Raw genomic sequence first — 23,354 nt, forward strand, 5'->3', positions numbered from 1 at the left:
ATTTCCCTCTATTAATAAATTGTAACCTGTAATTTGAATCCTTGATCGCCTGCGCATGCTTGTTTTGAAAGCGGTGGATGAGATACACCCCAAGGTTTATTAAACGCTAATCCAGCCGAACCATTACTCGCAAGACTTACTTTACCATTTGCTAAGCCTTTAATAGTGTAAGTATTATCGGTACTAACATTAAACCATGGACCATTCGGTTTGGTATTAAAGTCATCTAATACAGTATTATTCGGAACTGGACATGCTATTTTATTATCGCCAACCAAAGACCAAGCAAATTGAGCATTAATAACGTTAGCACCGACTTCCGTAGGTTTAATATTATATGCCCTTGCTTCATAAGTTGAATCGACAATGAACGGATTAGATGCGTCAGGCGTAACTATTATCGAATTAGTATCTTTACTTAGTTTGCCATAAGCCACCATAACACCCGTATCCTGGTTAAAAACAGCTAACCAAGAAGCATTGTTATTACTGTCACCAAAATATATTGGTAAAGTAGCAGAGCCATAAGGCGCCATATTGGTAGTGAAATTAACGCGATTCAATACAGAAGTTGTTGCAATTTCAAGTTGATATTTATCTGGAGAACCACTTACTGCTTTAACGGACTTAACTAATAAACAATCTTCATTTACTGGACACTGCGCATTATTTGCTGAACCATCAATAAATTTAACTTTTTTATTGTCAGCTTCTGTTACAGCAGACCAGAATTGATTAATTTTATCTATATCAAAAGAATTTGGGTAATTATTAAAGATATTAGAGTCATTAAATCCAGATCCTAATTGATTATCAAACAATGTTACTTCTAATTTTACAAGCTCATTACCATCGTTTAGAACTGGGGTCGTTGCACTTGAACCGATATGTTGACCTGTTCCATCCACATCTGAAATATTGACTATCTGAACCGTTCTACGAGATGTTGAAGGTTTAATCGATAACCAAGTAGTATTAGATTGTGCGGTTTTTCCTTTACCATCAGTCACGGTAATATCAAATTCGTAACGACCACTATTTTTAGTAGTTGATGAAACAGGATTGCGCTGACCATTGTTATTTAAAAACGGTGGCACAAGAATCGACCAATTATTGGTATCTTTAACGGTAATCTCTCTGGCACTGTTACCTGTTTGACAAGCTCCATTGCCTATTCGATTATAACAAATATCACCACCATTAAATAATGCATTTAAGTCAAGTGCTCCACTTAATTTATTCCAAGAGGATGGAGATATAGTAACACCATCTTTAGCATGGTGTACGGCTATTGATAAAGGAACTATTGTCCCTTCTTCAAATTCACCTAATGAAGCTAGATCAACACTAAATTTCTTTTCTTTATATTCCAACACAATAAAGTTATTACGATCCACTAAATCATATCGACTACCTTTAAGTGATCGAGCGACTTGTACCATATCTGGATCTAACTGATCTTTTAACGGTACGCCGATACGATAATTCATCGTCATCTCTACTTTAGCTTGTTTTTTGGAATCTTGACCTTGCTTATGTTCACCCTTGATAGTGAATAAAGGAACCGGTGTATAATCTATTCCTATCGTTACAGCATATGGATCTTTTTGCAGACGATCTTTACCGAATAAAGCAACTTTCTTACCAAAATATTGCTCAAACATTAAGGATGCACCCAAATGTGGGTAAGACGGTAAATAGCCTTGGAAACGAACATCAAATCCTCTTGCAGCTCTTTCTAAATAATTATCAAAATCTTTAGAATTTTTCCAATCAGATAATGGCATATAGTAGTTAGCGGCAAATTTCATATAATCAGACCACGCTTCTAAGCCAAAACCTAATCGATTATGATTACGTTTAAAATCATGATCAAAAAATACGTTGTAACCTAACAACCAACTTTTATCGGCAACATCCCATCGTTGACCAATACCGAAGTTACCAATGCGGCGATCGTGTTCATATTGTTGATATGTTAATTGTGAAAAAATCAACGTGTTATCTGAATCGTACCAAGGGCTAAATAATTTTACATTCACATTATTAAGCCTTGCCTGATCACTCACATCAAAAGATAATTGGGCTGTACCAAATAGGCTTAAAAAATCTTGTGCTGCATTTTGAATTGGATCGATAACCTGATTATGAACTTGGCTACGCACATAGTTTTCTGCGTAATCTCGTGTGCTTGATTGTAAGTCTTCTTTTATTTTGCGAGAAGACATATTTTCCCAATCTTGTTGACCTAAAAATTGCAATGTATTTGCTAAATGAGTTTCTAATACATCGCTATCACTTACATTTGAATCAACTACATCAGTAGAACCTAAACTTGGAAGGTTATATTTATTTTCTTCTTTGATATCTTCTACATTTGTAAGAGCTGGTAAAAGTGGTGAATTAGCAGGTAGAACAATGCTGTCACCAACTTTGACGACATCAATATTATCATAATCACCTTTGTTAAGTTCCCGTAATTCCATAATGGAAATACCACTTAACAGCGCTATCTGATACAAACTTCGTTGCTGATTATTAATAAAAATACGAACATCATCGTTAGTGTTTTTAGAGTTATAATTTTTTGTTGAAGAATTAGCACTTATTTGAGCATAAGTGAAATTATAACTTAAAGTCGCTATTACAAGTGTTGCAACTGTAGTTAAATTTAAACACCTCTTTATCATGGTAAACCCTTAAAATTGCTCATATTTTATTATAATTATGCGTTTTATCAAAAAAATAAGAAAATTCTATAAAATTTGCGTTAAATTTATAATAATTTACCCAAACAATCAATTACTATTTTGTTAAAACGTGACTGATTTTTATCATATTATTATATTTTTTGATGCATTATCAAACACTTATCTAATAAAAAATAAATGACTTTTTTGTCATAAAAAAGCCTATTGTTAAGGTTTATTAACATATTATTTACATTTTTTAAGATTATTTTTTTACTAAAATAATCAGTTAAGTAACTTTACAATTGATTAAATAGTGAACTGCTATTATTGGAATAGGAAAAATTTTATTGACTTATTGAAATGAATTTTAATCAATTCAAGGGGGTTTTAAGAATGTTATGTGGGTATATCAATATATGATGACATACCCATCCAATCTGAATTTAATATGATGGCAAATAATGTATTATTGACCTACATTATGTATTTCTAAATTTTCTATTTCTTTGTTAGGTAATATTAAATCTGTATTACTTCTACTCAAACTAAGATAGGATAAATAGGATTGAGTAATATCCCCTGTTATATAATCACCATCAAATACTGAACATTCAAAATCAGTAATAGTTGGGTTACCTTCTTTAACAGCTTCAATTAAATCATGTAGATTCTGGAATATGAGTTTATCAACACCAATTTGCTGCGCAATTTCATCTACTGTTCGATTATGAGCAATCAGTTCATTTGCCACAGGCATATCAATGCCATAAACATTTGGGAACCGAATTTCTGGAGCGGCCGAAGCTAAATAGACTTTATTAGCACCAACTGATCGCACCATTTCAATAATTTCTTGGGATGTAGTGCCTCGCACGATTGAATCATCGACTAATAAAACATTTTTACCTTCAAATTCAATTCGGTTAGCATTGAGTTTTCGTCGAACAGAACGGCGACGAGTTGATTGACCCGGCATAATAAATGTTCGTCCAACATAACGATTTTTAACAAATCCTTGCCGATAGGGTTTATTTAATATTCTGGCTATTTCCAAAGCAGCATCACAAGAAGTTTCAGGGATCGGAATAACCACATCAATATCTAAATTATGCCATTCTTTGGCAATTTTTTGACCTAGTTTTTGCCCCATTAAAATTCTCGATTGATAAACAGAAACACCATTCATTAGGGAATCAGGACGGGCAAAATAGACATATTCAAAAATACAAGGTCTAAATTTGATTTCATCAGCACATTGCTGTGTGTGTAATTGACCATCACAAGTAATATAAATTGCTTCTCCAGGTTCTACATCGCGCATTAATTCAAAATCAAGCGTGTCCAAGGCGACACTTTCAGAAGCAACCATATACTCCGTACGACCATCAACAATACGTTTACCAATAACTAATGGCCTAATACCATTTGGATCTCTAAAAGCAATTAATCCATGATCAATAATCATCGCTACACAAGCATAAGCCCCTTTCACGGTTTTATTAACTTGTTTAATGGCAGAAAAAATGTTATCTGGTGTCAGTCGGTAAGTAGAAAATTTATCTAACTCGCTAGCAAGAATATTTAATAACACTTCAGAATCAGAATGAGTATTAACATGGCGTCGAACTTTGTGTAAAATTGAATCCCTCAATTCTTGGGTGTTAGTTAAGTTGCCATTATGAGCCAATGTTATACCATACGGAGCATTAACATAAAATGGCTGTGCTTCAGATACACTGGCACTGCCAGCTGTTGGATAACGCACATGCCCTATACCAATATTTCCTTGTAAACGTTGCATATGCTGTAACTGAAACACATCTTGTACTAAACCATTTGCCTTACGCAATCTAAAATAGTTATTTTGATCAATCGTGACAATTCCCGCTGCATCTTGGCCACGATGTTGTAGTACTGTAAGTGCATCATAAATTGATTGATTTACTGGACTAAAACTAACAATCCCAACAATACCACACATAAACCTACTCCCTAAAAGTTATTATAATCATTGCGTTAAAAAAGAAGTTGTATTTTGAAATATATCGAAGAACCAATGTATTAAATATTCGAAATGTGGAATTAATATTGAACTCTTCCAAACTGGATTCTCTGAAAACGACGTAAAGGTATCGCAACAGAATAAAACAGCAGAAACAATCAATACTCCTCGAATAATACCGAAGCATATACCTAATATACGATCAATACTTGATAGGCCTATTCGCTGAACAATCTCACAAACTATGTAACGTACCATACCGCAAACGATCAGTGTTGCAATAAAGAGCACTATGATAGCTGCAGCATTCCTAATAAATTCATCGCTAAAATAAGTAAAATAATCGGTAATATAATAATAAAATTGGCTAGCAACAAAAAATGCACTAATCCAACTTAATAATGATAATGCCTCATTAACAAATCCACGAAATATACTTAATAAAGCTGAAAAACCAATAATACCGAGAATAGCAATATCTATCCAATTCATAACCAATTTATATCCTTAATTAGAATTGCAATATTATTGTTATTTTAATGCAATATAACCTTTGAGTTTTGTTAAATTTTCTAAGTCAATTATTACCAATTCAGCCTGTTCACGAGTTTGATAATTACCTACCATAAGTCGAGTGATCTGACCATCTTTAACAACTTGTGGAATAGTATAGACATCATAATTATTTAATCGTAATAGTGCTGTTAGCTCATCAATTTTCTGCTTATTTTTGAGCGCTACTAATTGTATTATATAATTTTTATCATTAGACGAATTAATATTGGTATTGACTTCATATCTATTGATTTGTTCTTGTTGATTCTGATTATCAACTTGATTGTTATTATAGATAGCGTTATCAATATTATTTTGATTATTATATTGAGTTTCAAGCTGTGACTGTTGTGTATTATCTTCTCTAATACTATCTGTTGGAGGAAATAAAGGAATTGTGGTTTCTACTTTTTTAGTTTTATCAGTAATAATATAAGGTGAAATGATTAAACAAATCAATATGACGGATACAACACCAATCAATCGATTTCTTGTTTTATTGCTCATCATTTTTAGCTATCCCAAGTATGTCTGATACAGTATAGAACGAACCACATACCACAATAATATCATTTTCATCAGCATCAGTTTTTGCTTGTTCCCATGCGGCTTTTACGGATGGAAATGTCAATATGGTTGTCACAGACGGGTTTATGTTAACGGCAATTTCTTCAGCTGTTGCACCGCGTTCTCCATATAACGAGGCACAATACCAACAATCAGCTTTTAGAGCCGCGATAGTCGATTTAATATCCTTATCTTTTAACATACCAATGACGATACGTACTTTTTTTATATTATTCCGATTTTGAATTACTTTCTGAAGCTGGCTATTTAAATATTTGGCAGCATGAGGATTATGAGCGACATCAATAATGATTAACGGATTTTCACTAATAATTTGAAATCTACCTGTTAATTGTGTGATGGCTAAACCCTGATGGATACTATTTATACTAACATCTAATTTTGAGTAGCTTATTGCTGCTAATGCCGTTGCGGCATTGGCTAATGGAATTTGCGGTACTGGTAAATTCTCATAAGTATCTTTTAGAGATTTAAAGTTCCAAGATTGATGGTTCACTAGTTTATATTGCCAATCTCCGCCTTTATTCGGTTGACAACAATGTAGCTGAACCTGTTTCTCTTTAGCATACTTTATAATTGATGATGGTGTGTCTGGTTCCCCTACAATAGCAGTACAATGTTGTTTAAAGATCCCTGCTTTTTCGTATCCAATACTTTCCCTTGTATTCCCCAAAAAATCAGTATGATCTAGTGCAATAGATGTTATGACCGCCACATCAGCATTTACAATATTTGTCGCATCTAATCGACCACCTAAGCCAACTTCAAGTATTACTATATCAAGATTAGCTTGTTTAAACATTAATAGGGCTGCTAAAGTTGAGTACTCAAAATAACTTAACGAAATATCCTGACGAGCATGTTCAATTTGATCAAACGCCTTTATATGCTCAATATCAGGCAATTCTTGATTATTAATGCGAACACGTTCAGTATAACGTAATAGATGAGGTGAACTATAGACACCAACACGATAACCCGCAGATAATAATATCATTTCAAGAGTACGGCATGTCGTTCCTTTACCATTGGTACCGGCTACGGTAAACACAAATGGAGCAGGTTTTAAAATATCTAAACGTTGTGCAACTAAACTTACTCTTTCAAGCCCCAGCTCTATTGTTGTTGGGTGAATATGCTCTAAATATCTAAGCCAAGTTTTTAAACTTGCTTGAACATTTGGTTTGTCCGAAGTTGCCGTATTCATGATAATATCTATATTTAATTTTGACTTATAATTTCATCTACTGACAATGCACTAAAAGGATCAGGCATTTTCAATAATTTAGCTAAAATACTCGCTATCTTTTCACGCATCTCTTTACGATGAACAATAAGATCTAGTGCACCTTTTTCTAGTAAGAACTCACTGCGTTGAAAACCAGTAGGAAGCGTTTCACGTACTGTTTGTTCAATGACTCGGGGACCTGCAAAACCAATTAATGCCTTTGGCTCAGCAATATTAATATCTCCTAACATGGCAAGACTTGCAGATACTCCGCCCATTGTAGGATCTGTCATTACTGAAATAAAAGGTAAACCTAGGTCTTGCATTTTGGCCAAAATCGCACTTGTTTTAGCCATCTGCATTAATGAAAACAGCGCTTCTTGCATACGCGCACCACCACTAGTGGAAAAACAAATTAGTGGGCATTTGTCTTCAATAGCTTGCTCAGCCGCTCGAACGAACATCGCACCGACTACTGATGACATTGAACCACCAATAAAGGAGAATTCAAAAGCAGCGGTTACTACAGGAATACCAAATAAAGTTCCCTTCATAGCAATCATTGCATCTTTTTCATGCGTTTCTTTTTGCGCGGCAGTTAAACGATCTTTATATTTTTTTGAATCTTTAAACTTAAGAATATCTTTAGGCTCTAAATCAGTACCAAGTTCAACATCAGAACCTTCATCGAGAAAACGATATAAACGCACTCGAGCGGGAATTCGCATATGATGATCGCATTTTGGACAAACTTCTAAATTTCTCTCAAGTTCTGCTTGATAAATAATTTGTTCACAGCTAGGGCATTTAGTCCAAACCCCGCCCGGAATATTCGCTTTTTTATGATTTGACGAGATATTATTCTTATTAAGAATCTTTTCAATCCAACTCATTATTAACCTTCTAGTTGTCTATCAAAGTGCAGAGATCGCACATTAAATTATTTACTTTAATTTTAGAATATTGGTTATTGTATATTATTTTATTCACATACTTAATAAATATTTTAAAATTGGTTTAATTTTTGAACATAATCTAATATCAGTATATTATACGCTAATTAATTAAAATCTTTATAAAAATAAGGGACCTAACGGTGATTTTGGTAATTGATAACTCTCTGGATAAATCACATCAACTAAATATAGCCCATCAGACTTCGCCGTTGCTCCAGCTAAGGTTCGATCTTTTGAAGATAACAAAAATCTTATCCATTCTTCTGGTTGATTTCCATATCCAACTTCAATAAGACTCCCGACAATATTTCTAACCATATGATGAACAAATGCATTGGCTTGAATATCAATAATAATATAACGATTTTGCCGGCTGACCTTAATATGATGTACATTTCTATTAGGCGATAAAGACTGACAATGTGAGGCTCTAAAGGCACTAAAATCATTTTCTCCCAACAGAATCTGCGCTGCATTATGCATCTTGTTTTCATCTAAATCAGGATAATAGTGACTCACACCTTTATTTAAAATAGCCTGACGATAAGGGTAATTATAAATGATATAACGATATCGACGAGCTAAGGCACTAAATCTAGCATGAAAATCCTCATCTACTTGTTTTGCCCATTTTACAGCGATATTAGTCGGTAAGTTTGCATTCACACCTAAAGTCCACGCTGTTATTTTACGCGAAGAAGTTGTCTCAAAATGAATGACTTGACCGGTAGCATGTACACCGGTATCCGTACGACCAGCACAAAATATTGAGATAGGTTCATTTGCGACTTTACTTAATGCGATTTCTAGAGTTTCTTGAACGGATGCAACATGTTGCTGCTTTTGCCATCCAAAATATTGACTTCCGTCGTATTCGATTCCCAATGCAATCTTCATTACAAAAACTCTCTACTATAAATATTCATTAAGCAATTTTTCTGCTGTTTCTAATAAAATTTGTGCACCTAAATAGCGAATATTATCGCTCACACTTATACATTTTATTTGGTCGGGGCTACCATATCCGTATCGAACATCTGCTAGGTGAATCTTATGCAATCCTTCTTGTTCTATATTAACTTGGGTAACTGGTGTAGGATAATCCGATTCCATAAAATTTACACCATATTGTATTGCTTTATTACTATCATAATGATGATCTATATTGAGAGGTACTGACGAGCTAAAAGTTAATGATTGAGTAAGTCCATAAAAAACAGGTACCAATATAGAATCAACGTTAATAGATAATTGATAATCACCTGTTATTTTTCTGATTTCTTCAACAATAATCATTTCATCAGCTAATTCATTATTCACTGGCAATACATTAAATGCCATTTGTTTATTAAATAATTCATTCTCTACTGGTAGACCATTAAGTAAACGAGCACTTTGACTCGCTAATTGTTCTACACTACTTTTACCATAAAATGACGCGGGAACTAAATTCGTTATATGAACTTGCGTTAATTGCTGAATATCAGTTAAGGTTGAAATAACTCTTAGAGATTGACTTACGATAGGATTCGCTACAGCAATTATATTTTCATTACGAAAGTCAGCTAGTAAATAGTCGTTAACTCTTGGTAAAATTAATGGGATATTATCTTCTTGTGCAAAAGCACCGGATGCATCTATAACAATACAGCCTGACTCTGCAGCTGTTCTGACATATTTTTGTGAGATCGTTTGATTAACGGCAAAAAAAGCGACATGATAATGTGACCAATCCGTAGTATTGATATTGTTAATAGTGATATTTTTACCTAAAACCCGAACATTATCACCTTCACTATTATCACTTCCAATCAAGCCTATTTCATTAATTGATAATGTGCTATGTTGTAATAATTCAACTAAAGCACTTCCGACCTGACCACTTGCACCTACTACGGCAATATTCCATGATGACATAATTTACTAACCTATTAATTATTTACTTAATTGGGGCTGATTATACTGACTATTATAGTTAAGATACAGAGATAAAAGTATATAAAGTAAGATGTTTAAACTATTTATAAATCTATAAAAGTCAAATGAATATCTTAAGAAGACTATCATAAGATTAAACACACCTTAATAAAGAATGGAATAATGCACATTTATGGTCAAATTCGCCATTAAGCCTTAACAGTTAATAGCGAATACAAAATTGAAATATCTCATTTATTATAAGGATATTTTACCAACATTCTTATCAAGTATTGATTGACCAATTCCAGATACCTCTTTAAGTTGCTCAATCGTCACAAAAGGACCGAATTGATCACGATATTCAACTATTTTCTTAGCCTTGTTAAGCCCTATTCCATTTAAATTTCGTGCTAATTCTTCAACTGAGGCTGTATTAATATTTACAGTAGCATTTTGCTCTATTTGATTGTTTGATGTATCTCCATGATTTACTGATTCTGCAAATGCATTCAAAGAGAAATTTGTTGTTAAAAAGATTAACGTAACCACAATAAAATACTTACTTAACTTCTTCATTATTATTAATTCCTAAATTAATCAAAATTGGGGAAGATAACTATGGCATGAATAAATATAGGCTAGGATGTAATTAGGTAATGATTACTAAATGCTTAGTTAATTATGTTAATACTTTTATTGGTTTTATTAATTGTTGTGATATTGTTAGCAAAAACTTCTTATCTTTTTAAGATCTTTAAATTGTTTAAATAGTAACAATTATTGACTTAAATAAAAATGATTACAAATAAAAAGGTCAGCGCTAAGCTGACCTGAGATATTTTAAATAACCTTAATTCAAACTTCCACTAACGGGTTGTTCATGTTTTGATTTCTTGCTAGAACGTTTTATTGACGTTTTAGTCACCTTAATCGGCTCACTTCCAAATGGATTATTTTGTAAAGCAATATTAATTACTTCATCAATCCATTTTACTGGATGAATATCGATCGCAGATTTAACGTTATCAGGTATATCCTCTAAATCTTTAACATTATCAATTGGGATAATTGCTGTTTTAATTCCCCCGCGATGAGCTGCTAAGAGCTTCTCTTTTAACCCACCGATTGGTAAGACCTGACCTCTCAATGTTATTTCACCGGTCATCGCTACATCGGCTTTAACTGGATTACCTGTTAAGGTAGAAATTAAAGAAGTACACATCGCAATTCCCGCACTCGGGCCATCTTTTGGTGTCGCACCATCAGGAACATGAACATGAATATCACGTTTCTCATAAAAATCAGGATTAATCCCTAATTTCTCTGCTCGTGAACGTACCACAGTTAAAGCCGTCTGGATGGATTCTTGCATTACATCACCTAATGAGCCAGTATAGGTAAGTTTACCTTTACCCGGTACGCTAACAGATTCAATAGTCAATAAATCCCCGCCGACTTCAGTCCAAGCTAAACCGTTAACTTGTCCAATGCGGTTTTCATTATCAATTTTGCCATAATCAAAACGTTGAATACCTAAGTAGTTTTTCAAATTGTCATGGTTTACTACGATTTTCTTGAGTTTTTTATCTAAAGATAATTGTTTAACAACCTTACGGCAAATTTTTGCAATTTCCCGCTCTAAACTACGCACACCTGCTTCGCGCGTATAATAACGAATAATTCCAATGATAGCTGAATCATCTATGATAATTTCACTTGGTTTAAGTCCATTATTTTCAATTTGCTTATAAACAAGATGTTGTTTAGCAATATTCAATTTTTCATCTTCTGTATAACCCGACAATCGAATTACTTCCATACGGTCAAGAAGTGGACCGGGAATATTCATTGAATTAGCAGTAGCAACAAACATGACATTTGACAAATCATAGTCAACTTCTAGATAGTGATCACTAAAGGCATTATTTTGCTCAGGATCAAGAACCTCTAAAAGTGCTGATGCAGGATCTCCACGCATATCCGATGACATTTTATCAATTTCGTCTAATAAAAAGAGTGGATTTTTAACACCAACTTTTGCCATTCGTTGCATTAATTTACCCGGCATTGAACCAATATAAGTTCGGCGATGACCACGAATTTCAGCCTCATCTCTAACGCCACCTAAAGCCATACGAACATACTCACGTCCTGTTGCTTTAGCAATAGATTGACCTAATGATGTTTTACCAACCCCAGGAGGTCCTACTAAACATAAAATAGGACCTTTTATTTTATTAACCCGAGTTTGAACAGCTAAATATTCCAAAATACGATCTTTAACTCGTTCTAGACCATAGTGATCGCGATCGAGTATCTTTTGTGCTTCTGTAATACTTTTCTTAACTTTGCTTTTTTTATGCCATGGTAGCTGTAACATCCAATCGATGTAACCTCGTACCACAGTCGCTTCTGCAGACATAGCTGGCATCATTTTAAGTTTATTGAGTTCAGCCATGACTTTTTCAGTCGCTTCTTTTGACATTTTAGCTTTGTTAATTTTAACTTTTAACTCTTCATATTCGTCAGATTTATTTTCTATATCACCTAATTCTTTATGAATCGCTTTGATTTGTTCGTTAAGATAATACTCTTTTTGCGCCTTTTCCATTTGTTCTTTAACGCGTTGACGAATACTCTTCTCAACTTGTAATAAATCAATTTCTGATTCCATCATAGATAATAGAAATTCAAAACGTTTTTCTAAATCTAAACTTGCTAAAATTTCCTGTTTCTGCGTTACTTTTATAAATAAAGTTGCGGCAATAGAATCAGCTAATTGAGCGGGTTCTTTGATATGAAGAATAGAATCAACAACTTCTTGTGTAATCTTTTTATTTAGTTTGGCATATTCTTCGAAGTTTGATAAAACAACACGAATTAAAGCTTCATTAACTTCATTAGTTGTTGTTGTCGCCATTTCTACATTGCCAATAAAAAACTCATCAACATCTTGTTCTAAAATTTCTATGAGTTTAGCCCTTTCAATACCTTCAACTAAAACTTTAATTGTTCCATCGGGTAGTTTTAAAAGTTGTAGTATATTAGCAATGGTCCCAATAGTATAAAGATCACTTTCTTGTGGATCATCTTGCGTTGGATCTTTTTGCGTCACTAAAAAGACTTTTTTATCCATTTCCATTGCTTTTTCTAAACAATGAATTGATTTCTCTCTTCCAACAAACAGAGGAATAACCATATGTGGAAAAACAACCACATCTCTTAAAGGTAATACTGGTATCATCTGTTTTGATTGTATTGTTCTCATATAACTCTCTCTAGTAGCGTTACTTAATATTATGTCTATATTGGGATCAATAAGAAATATTCAAGCCTATTTATTTAATTACATTTTATCCTCTTGTTATAATTTAAATATAAACATTGCGTTAGCAGACAAAAGTCATAAAACAGTTATAACCGGCAATGATGTGGACAAAAAATTTAATTAATGGATTATTTTAACATCATTATTCAATAATAAAATAAAAATGCTAAAAAGGAAGTTATAGTTTAAATTATAGTTTTGATGAGAATAACCAACACATCTAATAAATTTTGATGTGTTGGTTGATGATTAATCATTATATATGATTTCTGGTACGGATGAATGTTGAATAGTATCTTTGTTGATGATCACTTTTTTAACATTATTCATTGAAGGCAAATCATACATTGTTTCTAACAATACATTTTCAACAATTGATCTTAAGCCTCGAGCACCGGTCTTACGTCTCATAGACTTTTCAGCAATCGCTTGCAGCGCTTCTTCTGTAAACTCTAATTCAACATTTTCCAAATCAAATAATAATTTATACTGTTTAGTTAATGCATTTTTTGGTTCAGTTAATATTTTAATTAAAGCATCTTTGTCTAATTCAGAAAGAGCTGCAATGACAGGAAGCCGACCAATAAATTCAGGTATAAGACCAAATTTTATTAAATCTTCTGGTTCAATTTTAGCAAATAATTCTGATTCTGAGGCTTTTTGTTTTTGCCCAACAACTTCAGCGCTAAAACCAATTCCTCGATTGACTGATACTCTCTTTTCAATAACTTTATCAAGACCTGCAAAAGCGCCACCACAGATGAATAGAATTTTCGATGTATCAACTTGCAAAAATTCTTGTTGTGGATGCTTACGTCCACCTTTTGGCGGTACAGAGGCAACCGTTCCCTCAATAATTTTTAATAATGCTTGCTGGACACCCTCTCCAGAAACATCACGCGTAATAGAAGGGTTGTCAGATTTACGCGATATTTTGTCAATTTCATCAACATAAATAATACCACGTTTTGCCTTCTCAACATCATAATCACAATTTTGCAGTAATTTTTGAATAATATTTTCAACATCTTCACCCACATAACCCGCTTCAGTTAATGTAGTTGCATCTGCTATAGCAAAGGGTACATCTAGAAAACGTGCTAGTGTTTCAGCTAATAGAGTTTTACCACTACCGGTTGGACCAATCAGAAGAATATTACTTTTTCCTAACTCAACGCCACTATCATGTTTAGGTGCTCTAATGCGTTTATAATGATTATAAACTGCAACAGATAGAACCTTTTTCGCTTGTTCCTGACCGATAACATATTCATCTAAGTGAGCACGAATTTCATGCGGAGTTGGTAAAGCCTTCTCTATTTTAGGGTCTGATATAAATGAGTCACTCGTTTCTTCTAAAAGAATATCATTACATAGCCCAATGCATTCATTACAAATATAAATTGAAGATGGTCCTGCAATTAACTTTTTTACCTCATGTTGACTTTTGCCACAAAAGGTACAATAAAGTAATTTACTTGAATTCTCTTTATTCACTACATCCACCTATTGATTACAAATAAATTGATTTATTCACTTTGAACCATCGTATCTAAATAAATTGTGGATTCATTTCCAACTTATATAGGATTATTTCGATTTGTTTCTGTTCGTTGTATAAAATCAATATAACATTAATGATATTAAATCCGAATAGCTGGAGTGATAATATCATTAAATACTTAACTTGCGGTTAAATAATTACTTTTTATTGATAAACCTTTTCCAAATTCTAATATCGCATACTATTGAGTGCGTTTATCAAAAATAGCATCTACTAAACCATATTCAACAGCTTGTTGAGCTGACATAAAATTATCCCGATCAGTATCTCGTTCGATCACTTCAATTTTTTGTCCGGTATGATAAGCCATTAATTCATTCATTCTATTTTTAATCTTCAGAACTTCCTGAGCATGAATTTGAATGTCTGAAGCTTGCCCCTGAAAACCACCTAAAGGTTGATGAATCATAACACGAGCATTTGGTAAGCAATATCGTTTACCTTGTGTACCAGCTGTTAAAAGAAATGCCCCCATAGAACAAGCCTGACCTAAACAAATTGTACTTACATCAGGTTTAATAAACTGCATAGTATCATAAATAGACATTCCAGCGGTTATTACTCCACCAGGAGAATTAATATAAAGGTAAATATCTTTTTCGGGATCTTCGGCTTCTAAAAATAACATCTGAGCCACAATTAAATTGGCCATATTATCTTCGACTTGACCTGTCAAAAAAATGATACGTTCTTTTAAAAGACGAGAATAAATGTCATATGCTCTTTCTCCACGTGAGTTTTGCTCGACAACCATGGGAATAACACCCATTCTTTCTTCAAATGAATTGCTATTATAAGACATTTTTCCTCCTTAACTAATAAAACAGCCCAAAAAAGAACACTCTTATTTTGGGCTATAAACTTTAAGAAATCAAAAACTTACTTTTATTAAGCCGGTTTTTGATTCATCAACTCTGAAAATGAATATGTTTTTTCAGTAACTTTAGCTTTCTCAAGTAATAGGTCTATCACTTGATCTTCCAAAGCTACAGCTTTTAAATTTTCAGAAGCTTTTTTATCTTTGCTATAATAATCCATAACTTCTTTAGGATCTTCATAAGCTGTCGCAATTTCTTCAATTAACGCTTTAACACGGTTTTCATCCGCTTTTAACTTATTACTTTCGATAATTTCGCCAAATAATAATCCAACGAGTACACGTCTTTTAGCTTCTGTTTCAAATAACTCTTTTGGTAATTCAACTGGTTTTTTAATATTACCACCGAATTGAGATATAGCTTGTTGACGTAAAACATCTATTTCGCGATCGACTAATGCAGATGGAACATCAACGTTATTATATTTAACTAACTCATCAATTACAGTTGATTTTGTTTTGTTACGGATCGTTGCAGTTAATTCGCGCTGCATATTTTTTTGCACTTCAGCTTTTAAACCATCAACAGTGCCATCTGCGATACCAAAGCGTTTAATTACATCTTCTGTTAATTCTGGTAATTCTAGCTCTTCAACTTTTTTCAATGTTGATTCAAATTTAGCCGCCTTACCTTTTAGGTTTTCAGCATGATAATTTTCAGGGAAAGTCACATTAATATCGAACTTATCACCTGCTTTATGACCTAAAATCGCTTCCTCAAATCCTGGAATCATACGACCTTGACCTAGCACTAAAGCAAAATCACTTGCCTTACCACCTTCAAACTCTTCACCATCAACTGTACCTAAGAAATCTAAAATAACGCGAGATTGATCTTTAGCTTCTGCGTCAACTTCTTTCCAAGCACCTTGTTGTTTACGAAGTGTTTCGATCATTACTTCAACATCTGCATCAGAGATCGAGGCAACCGGTTTTTCGATTTCCATTTTATCTAGATCTTTGATTTCAATTTGCGGATAAACTTCAAATTCCACAGTAAAATTGTAGTCTTCACCCTCTTTATATTCTGTTGGATTATAAGTCGGTGCTCCTACTGGATTAATTTTTTCTTGAATAATTGCATCAATAAAGCTACGTTGCATTAATTCACTTAATGCGTCTTGTAAAATTGAAGCACCAAAACGTTGCTCAACAACTTTCAAAGGCACTTTACCTTTACGAAAACCATCAATACGAACTTTTTTAGCTGTATTAACCACTTCTTTTTGTACTGCTTTTTTAATATCTTCTGATGGAATAGTTATCGCTAAACGTCTACCTAATCCCTGTGTTGTTTCCACCGAAACTTGCATCTTTATATACCTCAGAATCTTAATTTGTAGTGTTTGCTTATAAAAATAACAATCCCAATTGTTACAAACACCATAAGTTTATAAAATAGGCATGCATTATACAGCCCGATACTTATTACGTCGAGAATATTTATACTGATAGCTGTAACAGTTTTTTCTCTAATGATTTTAATCGTTTATTCATTTCATCAATATGGAGTACTAATGAAGCTGTTTTACGCCAGACTTTATTACTTTGTAAAGGAATACCAGATGAATAAACGCCAGGTTCAGAGATCGGACGCATAACCATACCCATTCCGGTAACGGTTACTTTATCGCAAATCTCCATATGACCATTGATAACGCTTGCTCCACCTATTAAGCAATATTTACCAATCTTTAAGCTTCCAGCCATAATCACACCACCTGCAACGGCTGTATGTTCACCGATTTGATCGTTATGGGCAATTTGACATTGATTATCAATAATCACACCATCACGAATAATCGTATCATCTAACGCACCACGATCAATTGTTGTTGAGGCACCTATTTCAACGTTATTTCCAATAATGACTCGACCAAGTTGTGGAATTTTTACCCATTGTCCACGATCATTGGCATAACCAAAACCATCCGAACCAATTACGGCTCCAGATTGAATTAAACAATTTTCTCCAATTTCAATATTATGATATATCGAAACATTTGCCCATAACTTAGTATTATTACCGATTTTGGTATCTTTACCAATAAAACAGCCTGCACCGACGATAACATTATCACCTAATATCACACCACTTTCGATAACTGCATTAGCACCTATTGCCACATTTTTTCCTAAAGTAGCGTGGGATGAAATCACTGCTGAAGGTGCAATTTCTTCAGCAGGTAATGGTGTAGTATCCAATAACTGGGCTAATTTTGCATAGGTTAAATATGGATTGGAAACAATTAAAGCTGCACCATTCCAAAAAGGTAAACTCTCTTTTGTTAATACAACAATACTCGCCTGACAATCTTTTAGTTGTGCCTGATATTTTTTATCAGCTAAAAAAGTTATTTGTCCTTGTTTTGCATTAGCCATTGATGCAATCGCATTAATGGTAATATTTTCATCACCACGAAATTCTACATTTAATACAGTTGCTAACGTTTTTAAGCTGTATGTGTGCATTATCGTTTAACCTGTGCTAAAACTTTGTTGGTGATATCAACTTTATCTTCTAAATAAAATACAGCCTCAGCTTTCAGTACTAAGTCATAATGTTCTTTTTCAGCTATCGTTTTTACAGCTTTTTGAATTTGTAATAACAATTTATTAGCTTCTTCGTTTTTACGTTTTTGATAATCAATAGAAAATTCTTCCACTTTCTTTTGGAATGAAGTAATAATATTTTCAAGTTTAGTTTTTTCTGACGCTGATAAAACCATTTTATCTTTTTGCAATTTTTGGGAAGCCTCTTGCGCCTTTTTCTCTTCCTCTTGTAACACTTTTGCTCGACTTGAAAATTCGTCATCTAGGGCTTTAGTCACGGCTTCTTTCTGTGGCATTCTTTCCAAAATTGAAACAACATCTACGATTGCTACTCTAGTCTCGGCATTTGCTATACCTGTAAATAATAGTAATGTACTTAATGTAATAATTGATATCAGTTTTTTCATAATAATTACCTTATATAATTTGTTCATTTACCAAGTCGAGCCAATATTAAATTGGAATTGTTGAGATGAATCTCCGTCATATTTCTTAATTGGCTGAGCATAAGAGAATACCAATGGACCCAACGGTGACATCCATTGAACTGCGATACCAGCAGATAGTCGAATATCTGTTGCCGAACCATAATCAGGTATATTTCGATTTTTCAAATCCCATTCTGTATCCCACACAGTACCGGCGTCCAGAAATACAGATGTTCGTATGCTATTAGCATATTTTTCACTAGCAAACGGTGTTGGTACAATTAGTTCTATACTAGCAAAAGCAAGCGCATTGCCACCCACTGCATCAGAGGATGCTTCACAGCCTGACGTATCTCCCAAATTACATGAAGATGATGGTGATAAATTATATTTAACTGCTTTAGGTCCAACTGTATTTGATTTAAAACCTCTTAGTACGGTTGAACCACCAGCAAAGAAGTTTTCATAAAATGGTAATTCTTTACCACCAAAACCTTTACCAATACCGAACCGCCCACGTATTAGGGTAACCCAATTATGATCGTAATCAATTGGATAGTAATAAGAACCATCTGCTATGAATTTAACATAACGATTATCAAATATTGGTGCTGTTACTTTTGCATTTGCTGTTAATTTTAAACCTTCTGTTGGGAAAAATCCTCTATCCAAAGAATTATATCCCCAATAGGCATTCAATAATAAATCATTAGTACTGAAGGTTATGTTTGATTTATTGATATTTTTTCCCATTGATTTAAAATAACGCCACATCCCATACTGAGCATTCATATCATCAAGTCGATGATTAGCATATTCTGCACCGATGCGGACAAAATTTTTCTCACTAATAGGAAAACCTAAATTCGCTGTTGTGCCCCATGTTTTACTGGAATATTCTGAAACATCACCGCTATCTTTGTCTGCCTCATAAGTATTGTAATAAACACTTCCACCAAGACTAACGCCATCAATAGTAAAATATGGATTTGTTACTGAAATTGAAGCCGTCTTGTCAGAATCAGTTGTATTTACATCAAATGAGACACTATTTCCTGTTCCTAACCAGTTTTCCTGAGAAATACCAGCATTAAAGCTCAATCCACTATCTGTACCCACACCAATACCAAATTTGATACTACCCGTATTACGTTCGGTAACTTTATAAGTAACATCAACTTGATCATCATAACCCGGTACTTTTTCTGTTTCTGTTTCGACACTATCGAAAAAACCGAGTCGATTAAGTCGTGTTTTGCCCAATTCAATTAGGTCATTACTTAACCAAGCTCCTTCCATTTGTCGAAGTTCTCGGCGGACAACTTTTTCACTAGTAATAGTATTACCAATTATATTAATATTACGCACATAATAACGAGAGCCGACATCAACAAAAATAATCAACTTGGCCGTATGGTTAGTGTCATTCAAATCTGGATGTGTCATCACACGAGGGTAAGCATAACCATAATTCGCTAACATCTTTTTAATTTTATCTTCAATTTGAGTGATTTTCTTGCCGTTATAAAGCTCCCCAGGTTTAAGCACTTCTGAAGTTATTTCTTCTATTTTAGATTTGTAACCGGCTAAATTACCTTTTAACTCAATATCTGAAAAATTATATTGTTCCCCTTCTGTAAGATTTATCGTGACATAGATACCTTTTTTATCAGGGGTTAAGCTTACTTGGGTAGAGTTGATACTAAAACGAGCATAACCATGATCGAGATAAAAACTCTGCAATTCATCTAAATCAGCTGCTAATTTTTGTTTTTGATATTTTCGATCACCTAACATATTCCACCATGGCACTTCATCACGAAGTGAAAAACGAGAAATTAGCTCATCAGATGAATATGCCTTAGCGCCAACTACATTAATTTGTTCAATAAGTGCCGATACACCTTCGGATATTTCCAGTTTTAAATCGACACGATTACGCGATAATGGAGTAACAACAGCTTTTACTTTTGCGTTATATTTACCAATACTATAATAGAAATCTTCTAACCCTTTTTCGATGGCTGATATCGTTGTACGATCTAACGCTTCGCCGACTCGAACACCAGAACCATCAAGATTGGTTTTTAACATATCATCTTTTACTGATTTATTACCAGTAAAAGTAATATTTGCTATTGTTGGTCTTTCTTTAACATTAATAATCAAAACATCACCATTACGCATGACATTAATGTTTTCAAAGTTACCTGTGGAATAGAGTGATCTAACAATATCACCAAGTTCTGACTCGTTTACGTAGTCACCTACCTGTACTGGCATTTTTAATAATGCTGCACCAACAGTTACACGTTGTAAACCTTCAAACTGAATATCTTTAACTACAAAATCACTAGCACCTAATGCTAATGGCATATAAACAGTAGAACTGAACAACAAAGATGCTATGAGCAATTTCTTAATTTTCATTTGCGTGGCTCACCTATAATTATATAACTCCATTTCATCTCTACAATAACCTTATAAAATCATTAAATAAAGCAATACCCAATAATATAATTAAAAATAAAAAACCAATTCGATAAAATACATTTTGTTGAGCATCAGTTAAAGGACTACCTTTTAATTTTTCAATTAACAAAAATAATAAATGTCCGCCATCTAATATTGGTAATGGTAAAAGGTTCATTATACCTAAACTAATACTAATAAATGCTAAAAAGTATAGATAGGATATTATTCCATTATGCGCCGACTGCCCAGCACTTTGGGCAATGCCAACGGGACCAGATAAGCTTTTTATACTTAATGCACCACTCATTAACTGATAAAAGGAACGCATTACAATTCTCATCATTGATATTGTTTGTTCGCATCCTTTCCAAAATGCTCTTACTATATCATACTGTTTAACAGTTGTGTTATTACTTGGATAAATTCCTGCAATTCCAATCAATTGTCCATTATGATCTAATTCTTGTTTTGGTTCTAAATCAATAAATAAAAGTTGATTATCGCGCTTGATACCTAAATTTATCGGCTTAGCTGTTCTAATCTGCGCAGAAAAATTATCCCAATTATCAAATTGGATATTATTATAAGTTACGATTTCGTCACCGACTTTTAGTCCTGCTAATTCAGCAGCTGAATCAGATATTATTTTGCTAATAGTTGGATAAAATATTACCTTAGCTGGGTGAAAACCAAATGAGATAATAGCTGATTCCTTTTCTATATCAAAATGCCAATCAACAATATTGATTGATTGCTGATAGATATCCTTATTTTGGGTTTGATATTCAATATTAACAATATCATTCCCTAGTGCGGCTATTAATGCCGAATTAACGTCACTCCAACTCTCTATTTTAAAATCATTTATGGCTTTTAATTCTGATTGAGGAGGAATATTTATCGTTGCGGCAGGAGTATTTGGCAATATCTTGTCAATAACTACAGGATAACGAACAACTCCAATTTGAAAAATAATCCAATATATAATTAAAGCTAATAAAAAGTTTGCAATAGGCCCAGCTAAGATTATTGCAGCACGTTTTGCTATAGATTTATGATTAAATGCAAAGTTTATATCTGTGTCAGACAAGGGATGAGCACTGTTGCGTCCATCCAACATTTTGACATATCCACCTAATGGAATGAGTGAGATTGAAAATTTAGTACCACTTTTTTTTGAAATATACGACCATAAATTTCTACCGAAACCAATAGAAAATTGCTCAACGCGAACCCCACATAAACGGGCAATTATAAAATGCCCATATTCATGAAAAGTGACTAAAATAGTAATTGTAATTAAAAATATAATTGTTGACCAAATCACATATTAGCCCCAAATATATATAGTATAAACGCTGCAAAAATTGGCATTGCTGCAGTTAAACTATCGATGCGATCTAATATTCCACCATGACCGGGGATTAAATGCCCACTATCTTTTATATTAGCCTCACGTTTAAACATACTTTCGGTCAAATCCCCTAACACTGAGGCAAATATTGCCACAACTGAACTGATCATAAATGGGTAAAAAGGTGCATTAAAGAAATGACTATAATAAACCAAAAGCCCAATAATGATTGATGAAGCAACTCCACCCATTAAGCCTTCTATTGTTTTACCTGGTGAAACAGAAGGTGCTAATTTATGTTTTCCCCATAAACGACCAGCAAAATATGCACCAGAGTCCGTAGCCCATACTAAAACTAGAATATATAACAGCCAGTAAGCACCTTCATAGGAATTAAGTCCATAATTAATTTGACGTAACTGAATCATGGCAATAAAAAATGGCATCAGAGTAAAAAATGCAAATAATAATTTATTAAAGAAACTTGTTCCCCATAATTTTACTGACTTTGGATAGCTTAAAACCAGAACTAATGCAACACTCCACCAAGCTATAGATGATAGCAATATGATTTCAAATATATTAATAGGTAAATATACATAACTAGGCAGGTAGTAAATTATTGCAGCTAATGTAGTCAATAAGATAGTGAAAATTGATTTAGATCTTTTTGTTGTAAAATGTAAAAATTGTGCCCATTCCCATGATGATAGAGCAAAAATAACTAGCATTACAATCGCGAAATTTGATATCGATAAGAAAAACAACCCCGCAATAACGATTGGAATTAATACCAAAGCTGCCAACAAACGTTGAATTAACATTCTCTTTCC

The 23,354-nt window shown here is 33.4% G+C and carries 18 protein-coding genes; all 18 read right to left on the reverse strand.

Going from position 1 to position 23,354, the window contains the following annotated elements; translation table 11 throughout:
• Positions 1-11 precede the first annotated feature (11 nt).
• Positions 12-2,690: an inverse autotransporter beta domain-containing protein gene (locus FPB0191_RS11790; RefSeq protein ID WP_052236930.1), complete on the reverse strand. Its 2,679-nt coding sequence runs from the start codon at positions 2,688-2,690 to the stop codon at positions 12-14.
• A gap of 469 nt (positions 2,691-3,159) precedes the next feature.
• On the reverse strand, positions 3,160-4,674 hold the full coding sequence (gene purF, locus FPB0191_RS09925) for an amidophosphoribosyltransferase (protein WP_039105745.1): 1,515 nt from the start codon (positions 4,672-4,674) through the stop codon (positions 3,160-3,162).
• Positions 4,675-4,701: 27 nt separating this feature from the next.
• Positions 4,702-5,187 carry a CvpA family protein gene (locus FPB0191_RS09930; RefSeq protein ID WP_039105747.1) on the reverse strand — a complete coding sequence of 162 codons (486 nt, stop codon included), beginning with the start codon at positions 5,185-5,187 and terminating at the stop codon, positions 4,702-4,704.
• 39 nt (positions 5,188-5,226) lie between these two features.
• Positions 5,227-5,760, reverse strand: a complete 534-nt coding sequence (locus tag FPB0191_RS11795; RefSeq protein ID WP_052236931.1) for an SPOR domain-containing protein — start codon at positions 5,758-5,760, stop codon at positions 5,227-5,229.
• Positions 5,747-7,045, reverse strand: a complete 1,299-nt coding sequence (folC, locus tag FPB0191_RS09940) for a bifunctional tetrahydrofolate synthase/dihydrofolate synthase (protein WP_052236932.1) — start codon at positions 7,043-7,045, stop codon at positions 5,747-5,749. The genes FPB0191_RS11795 and folC overlap by 14 nt, the downstream gene beginning before the upstream one ends.
• A 14-nt stretch (positions 7,046-7,059) precedes the next feature.
• Positions 7,060-7,959 carry an acetyl-CoA carboxylase, carboxyltransferase subunit beta gene (gene accD, locus FPB0191_RS09945; protein ID WP_039105750.1) on the reverse strand — a complete coding sequence of 300 codons (900 nt, stop codon included), beginning with the start codon at positions 7,957-7,959 and terminating at the stop codon, positions 7,060-7,062.
• Positions 7,960-8,139: 180 nt separating this feature from the next.
• Positions 8,140-8,919, reverse strand: a complete 780-nt coding sequence (gene truA, locus FPB0191_RS09950) for a tRNA pseudouridine(38-40) synthase TruA (RefSeq protein ID WP_039105753.1) — start codon at positions 8,917-8,919, stop codon at positions 8,140-8,142.
• Positions 8,920-8,934: 15 nt separating this feature from the next.
• Entirely contained in the window at positions 8,935-9,939 is a 1,005-nt protein-coding gene (locus FPB0191_RS09955) for an aspartate-semialdehyde dehydrogenase (RefSeq protein WP_039105756.1), read from the reverse strand.
• Between the two features lie 258 nt (positions 9,940-10,197).
• On the reverse strand, positions 10,198-10,518 hold the full coding sequence (locus FPB0191_RS09960) for a ComEA family DNA-binding protein (protein WP_039105757.1): 321 nt from the start codon (positions 10,516-10,518) through the stop codon (positions 10,198-10,200).
• 274 nt (positions 10,519-10,792) lie between these two features.
• Entirely contained in the window at positions 10,793-13,210 is a 2,418-nt protein-coding gene (gene lon, locus FPB0191_RS09965) for an endopeptidase La (RefSeq protein WP_082018307.1), read from the reverse strand.
• 309 nt (positions 13,211-13,519) lie between these two features.
• The gene (clpX, locus tag FPB0191_RS09970) at positions 13,520-14,776 is read right to left on the reverse strand and encodes an ATP-dependent protease ATP-binding subunit ClpX (protein ID WP_039105760.1); all 1,257 of its coding nucleotides are present in this window, start codon (positions 14,774-14,776) and stop codon (positions 13,520-13,522) included.
• Positions 14,777-15,015: 239 nt separating this feature from the next.
• Positions 15,016-15,636, reverse strand: coding sequence for an ATP-dependent Clp endopeptidase proteolytic subunit ClpP (gene clpP / locus FPB0191_RS09975; RefSeq protein ID WP_039105761.1), 621 nt, complete (start codon positions 15,634-15,636; stop codon positions 15,016-15,018).
• An 86-nt stretch (positions 15,637-15,722) separates the two neighbouring features.
• Positions 15,723-17,024 (reverse strand): trigger factor, encoded by a 1,302-nt coding sequence (tig, locus tag FPB0191_RS09980; RefSeq protein ID WP_039105764.1) that lies wholly within the window; start codon positions 17,022-17,024, stop codon positions 15,723-15,725.
• 130 nt (positions 17,025-17,154) lie between these two features.
• Positions 17,155-18,183: a UDP-3-O-(3-hydroxymyristoyl)glucosamine N-acyltransferase gene (gene lpxD, locus FPB0191_RS09985; RefSeq protein WP_039105766.1), complete on the reverse strand. Its 1,029-nt coding sequence runs from the start codon at positions 18,181-18,183 to the stop codon at positions 17,155-17,157.
• A complete protein-coding gene (locus tag FPB0191_RS09990) occupies positions 18,183-18,671 on the reverse strand; it encodes an OmpH/Skp family outer membrane protein (protein ID WP_039105767.1) in 489 nt (162 codons plus the stop codon). The genes lpxD and FPB0191_RS09990 overlap by 1 nt, the downstream gene beginning before the upstream one ends.
• A gap of 27 nt (positions 18,672-18,698) precedes the next feature.
• A complete protein-coding gene (gene bamA, locus FPB0191_RS09995) occupies positions 18,699-21,122 on the reverse strand; it encodes an outer membrane protein assembly factor BamA (RefSeq protein ID WP_039105769.1) in 2,424 nt (807 codons plus the stop codon).
• A gap of 40 nt (positions 21,123-21,162) precedes the next feature.
• Complete coding sequence (rseP, locus tag FPB0191_RS10000; RefSeq protein WP_039105771.1) at positions 21,163-22,494, reverse strand: RIP metalloprotease RseP; 1,332 nt, start codon at positions 22,492-22,494, stop codon at positions 21,163-21,165.
• Complete coding sequence (locus FPB0191_RS10005) at positions 22,491-23,345, reverse strand: phosphatidate cytidylyltransferase (protein ID WP_039105773.1); 855 nt, start codon at positions 23,343-23,345, stop codon at positions 22,491-22,493. Before FPB0191_RS10005 ends, rseP begins: the two co-directional genes overlap by 4 nt.
• Between the last annotated feature and the right edge of the window lie 9 nt (positions 23,346-23,354).

The sequence above is a fragment of the Frischella perrara genome (assembly GCF_000807275.1).
GTDB lineage: Bacteria > Pseudomonadota > Gammaproteobacteria > Enterobacterales > Orbaceae > Frischella > Frischella perrara.

Bases quoted from the DNA above. Each gene is read 5' to 3' on its own strand.
- lon (WP_082018307.1), bottom strand. From the start codon at position 13,210: ATGAGAACAATACAATCAAAACAGATGATACCAGTATTACCTTTAAGA.
- accD (WP_039105750.1), bottom strand. From the start codon at position 7,959: ATGAGTTGGATTGAAAAGATTCTTAATAAGAATAATATCTCGTCAAAT.
- FPB0191_RS11795 (WP_052236931.1), bottom strand. From the start codon at position 5,760: ATGATGAGCAATAAAACAAGAAATCGATTGATTGGTGTTGTATCCGTC.
- FPB0191_RS09960 (WP_039105757.1), bottom strand. From the start codon at position 10,518: ATGAAGAAGTTAAGTAAGTATTTTATTGTGGTTACGTTAATCTTTTTA.
- tig (WP_039105764.1), bottom strand. From the start codon at position 17,024: ATGCAAGTTTCGGTGGAAACAACACAGGGATTAGGTAGACGTTTAGCG.
- folC (WP_052236932.1), bottom strand. From the start codon at position 7,045: ATGAATACGGCAACTTCGGACAAACCAAATGTTCAAGCAAGTTTAAAA.
- lpxD (WP_039105766.1), bottom strand. From the start codon at position 18,183: ATGCACACATACAGCTTAAAAACGTTAGCAACTGTATTAAATGTAGAA.
- FPB0191_RS09955 (WP_039105756.1), bottom strand. From the start codon at position 9,939: ATGTCATCATGGAATATTGCCGTAGTAGGTGCAAGTGGTCAGGTCGGA.
- FPB0191_RS10005 (WP_039105773.1), bottom strand. From the start codon at position 23,345: ATGTTAATTCAACGTTTGTTGGCAGCTTTGGTATTAATTCCAATCGTT.
- purF (WP_039105745.1), bottom strand. From the start codon at position 4,674: ATGTGTGGTATTGTTGGGATTGTTAGTTTTAGTCCAGTAAATCAATCA.
- FPB0191_RS11790 (WP_052236930.1), bottom strand. From the start codon at position 2,690: ATGATAAAGAGGTGTTTAAATTTAACTACAGTTGCAACACTTGTAATA.
- truA (WP_039105753.1), bottom strand. From the start codon at position 8,919: ATGAAGATTGCATTGGGAATCGAATACGACGGAAGTCAATATTTTGGA.
- FPB0191_RS09990 (WP_039105767.1), bottom strand. From the start codon at position 18,671: ATGAAAAAACTGATATCAATTATTACATTAAGTACATTACTATTATTT.
- FPB0191_RS09930 (WP_039105747.1), bottom strand. From the start codon at position 5,187: ATGAATTGGATAGATATTGCTATTCTCGGTATTATTGGTTTTTCAGCT.
- bamA (WP_039105769.1), bottom strand. From the start codon at position 21,122: ATGAAAATTAAGAAATTGCTCATAGCATCTTTGTTGTTCAGTTCTACT.
- clpP (WP_039105761.1), bottom strand. From the start codon at position 15,636: ATGTCTTATAATAGCAATTCATTTGAAGAAAGAATGGGTGTTATTCCC.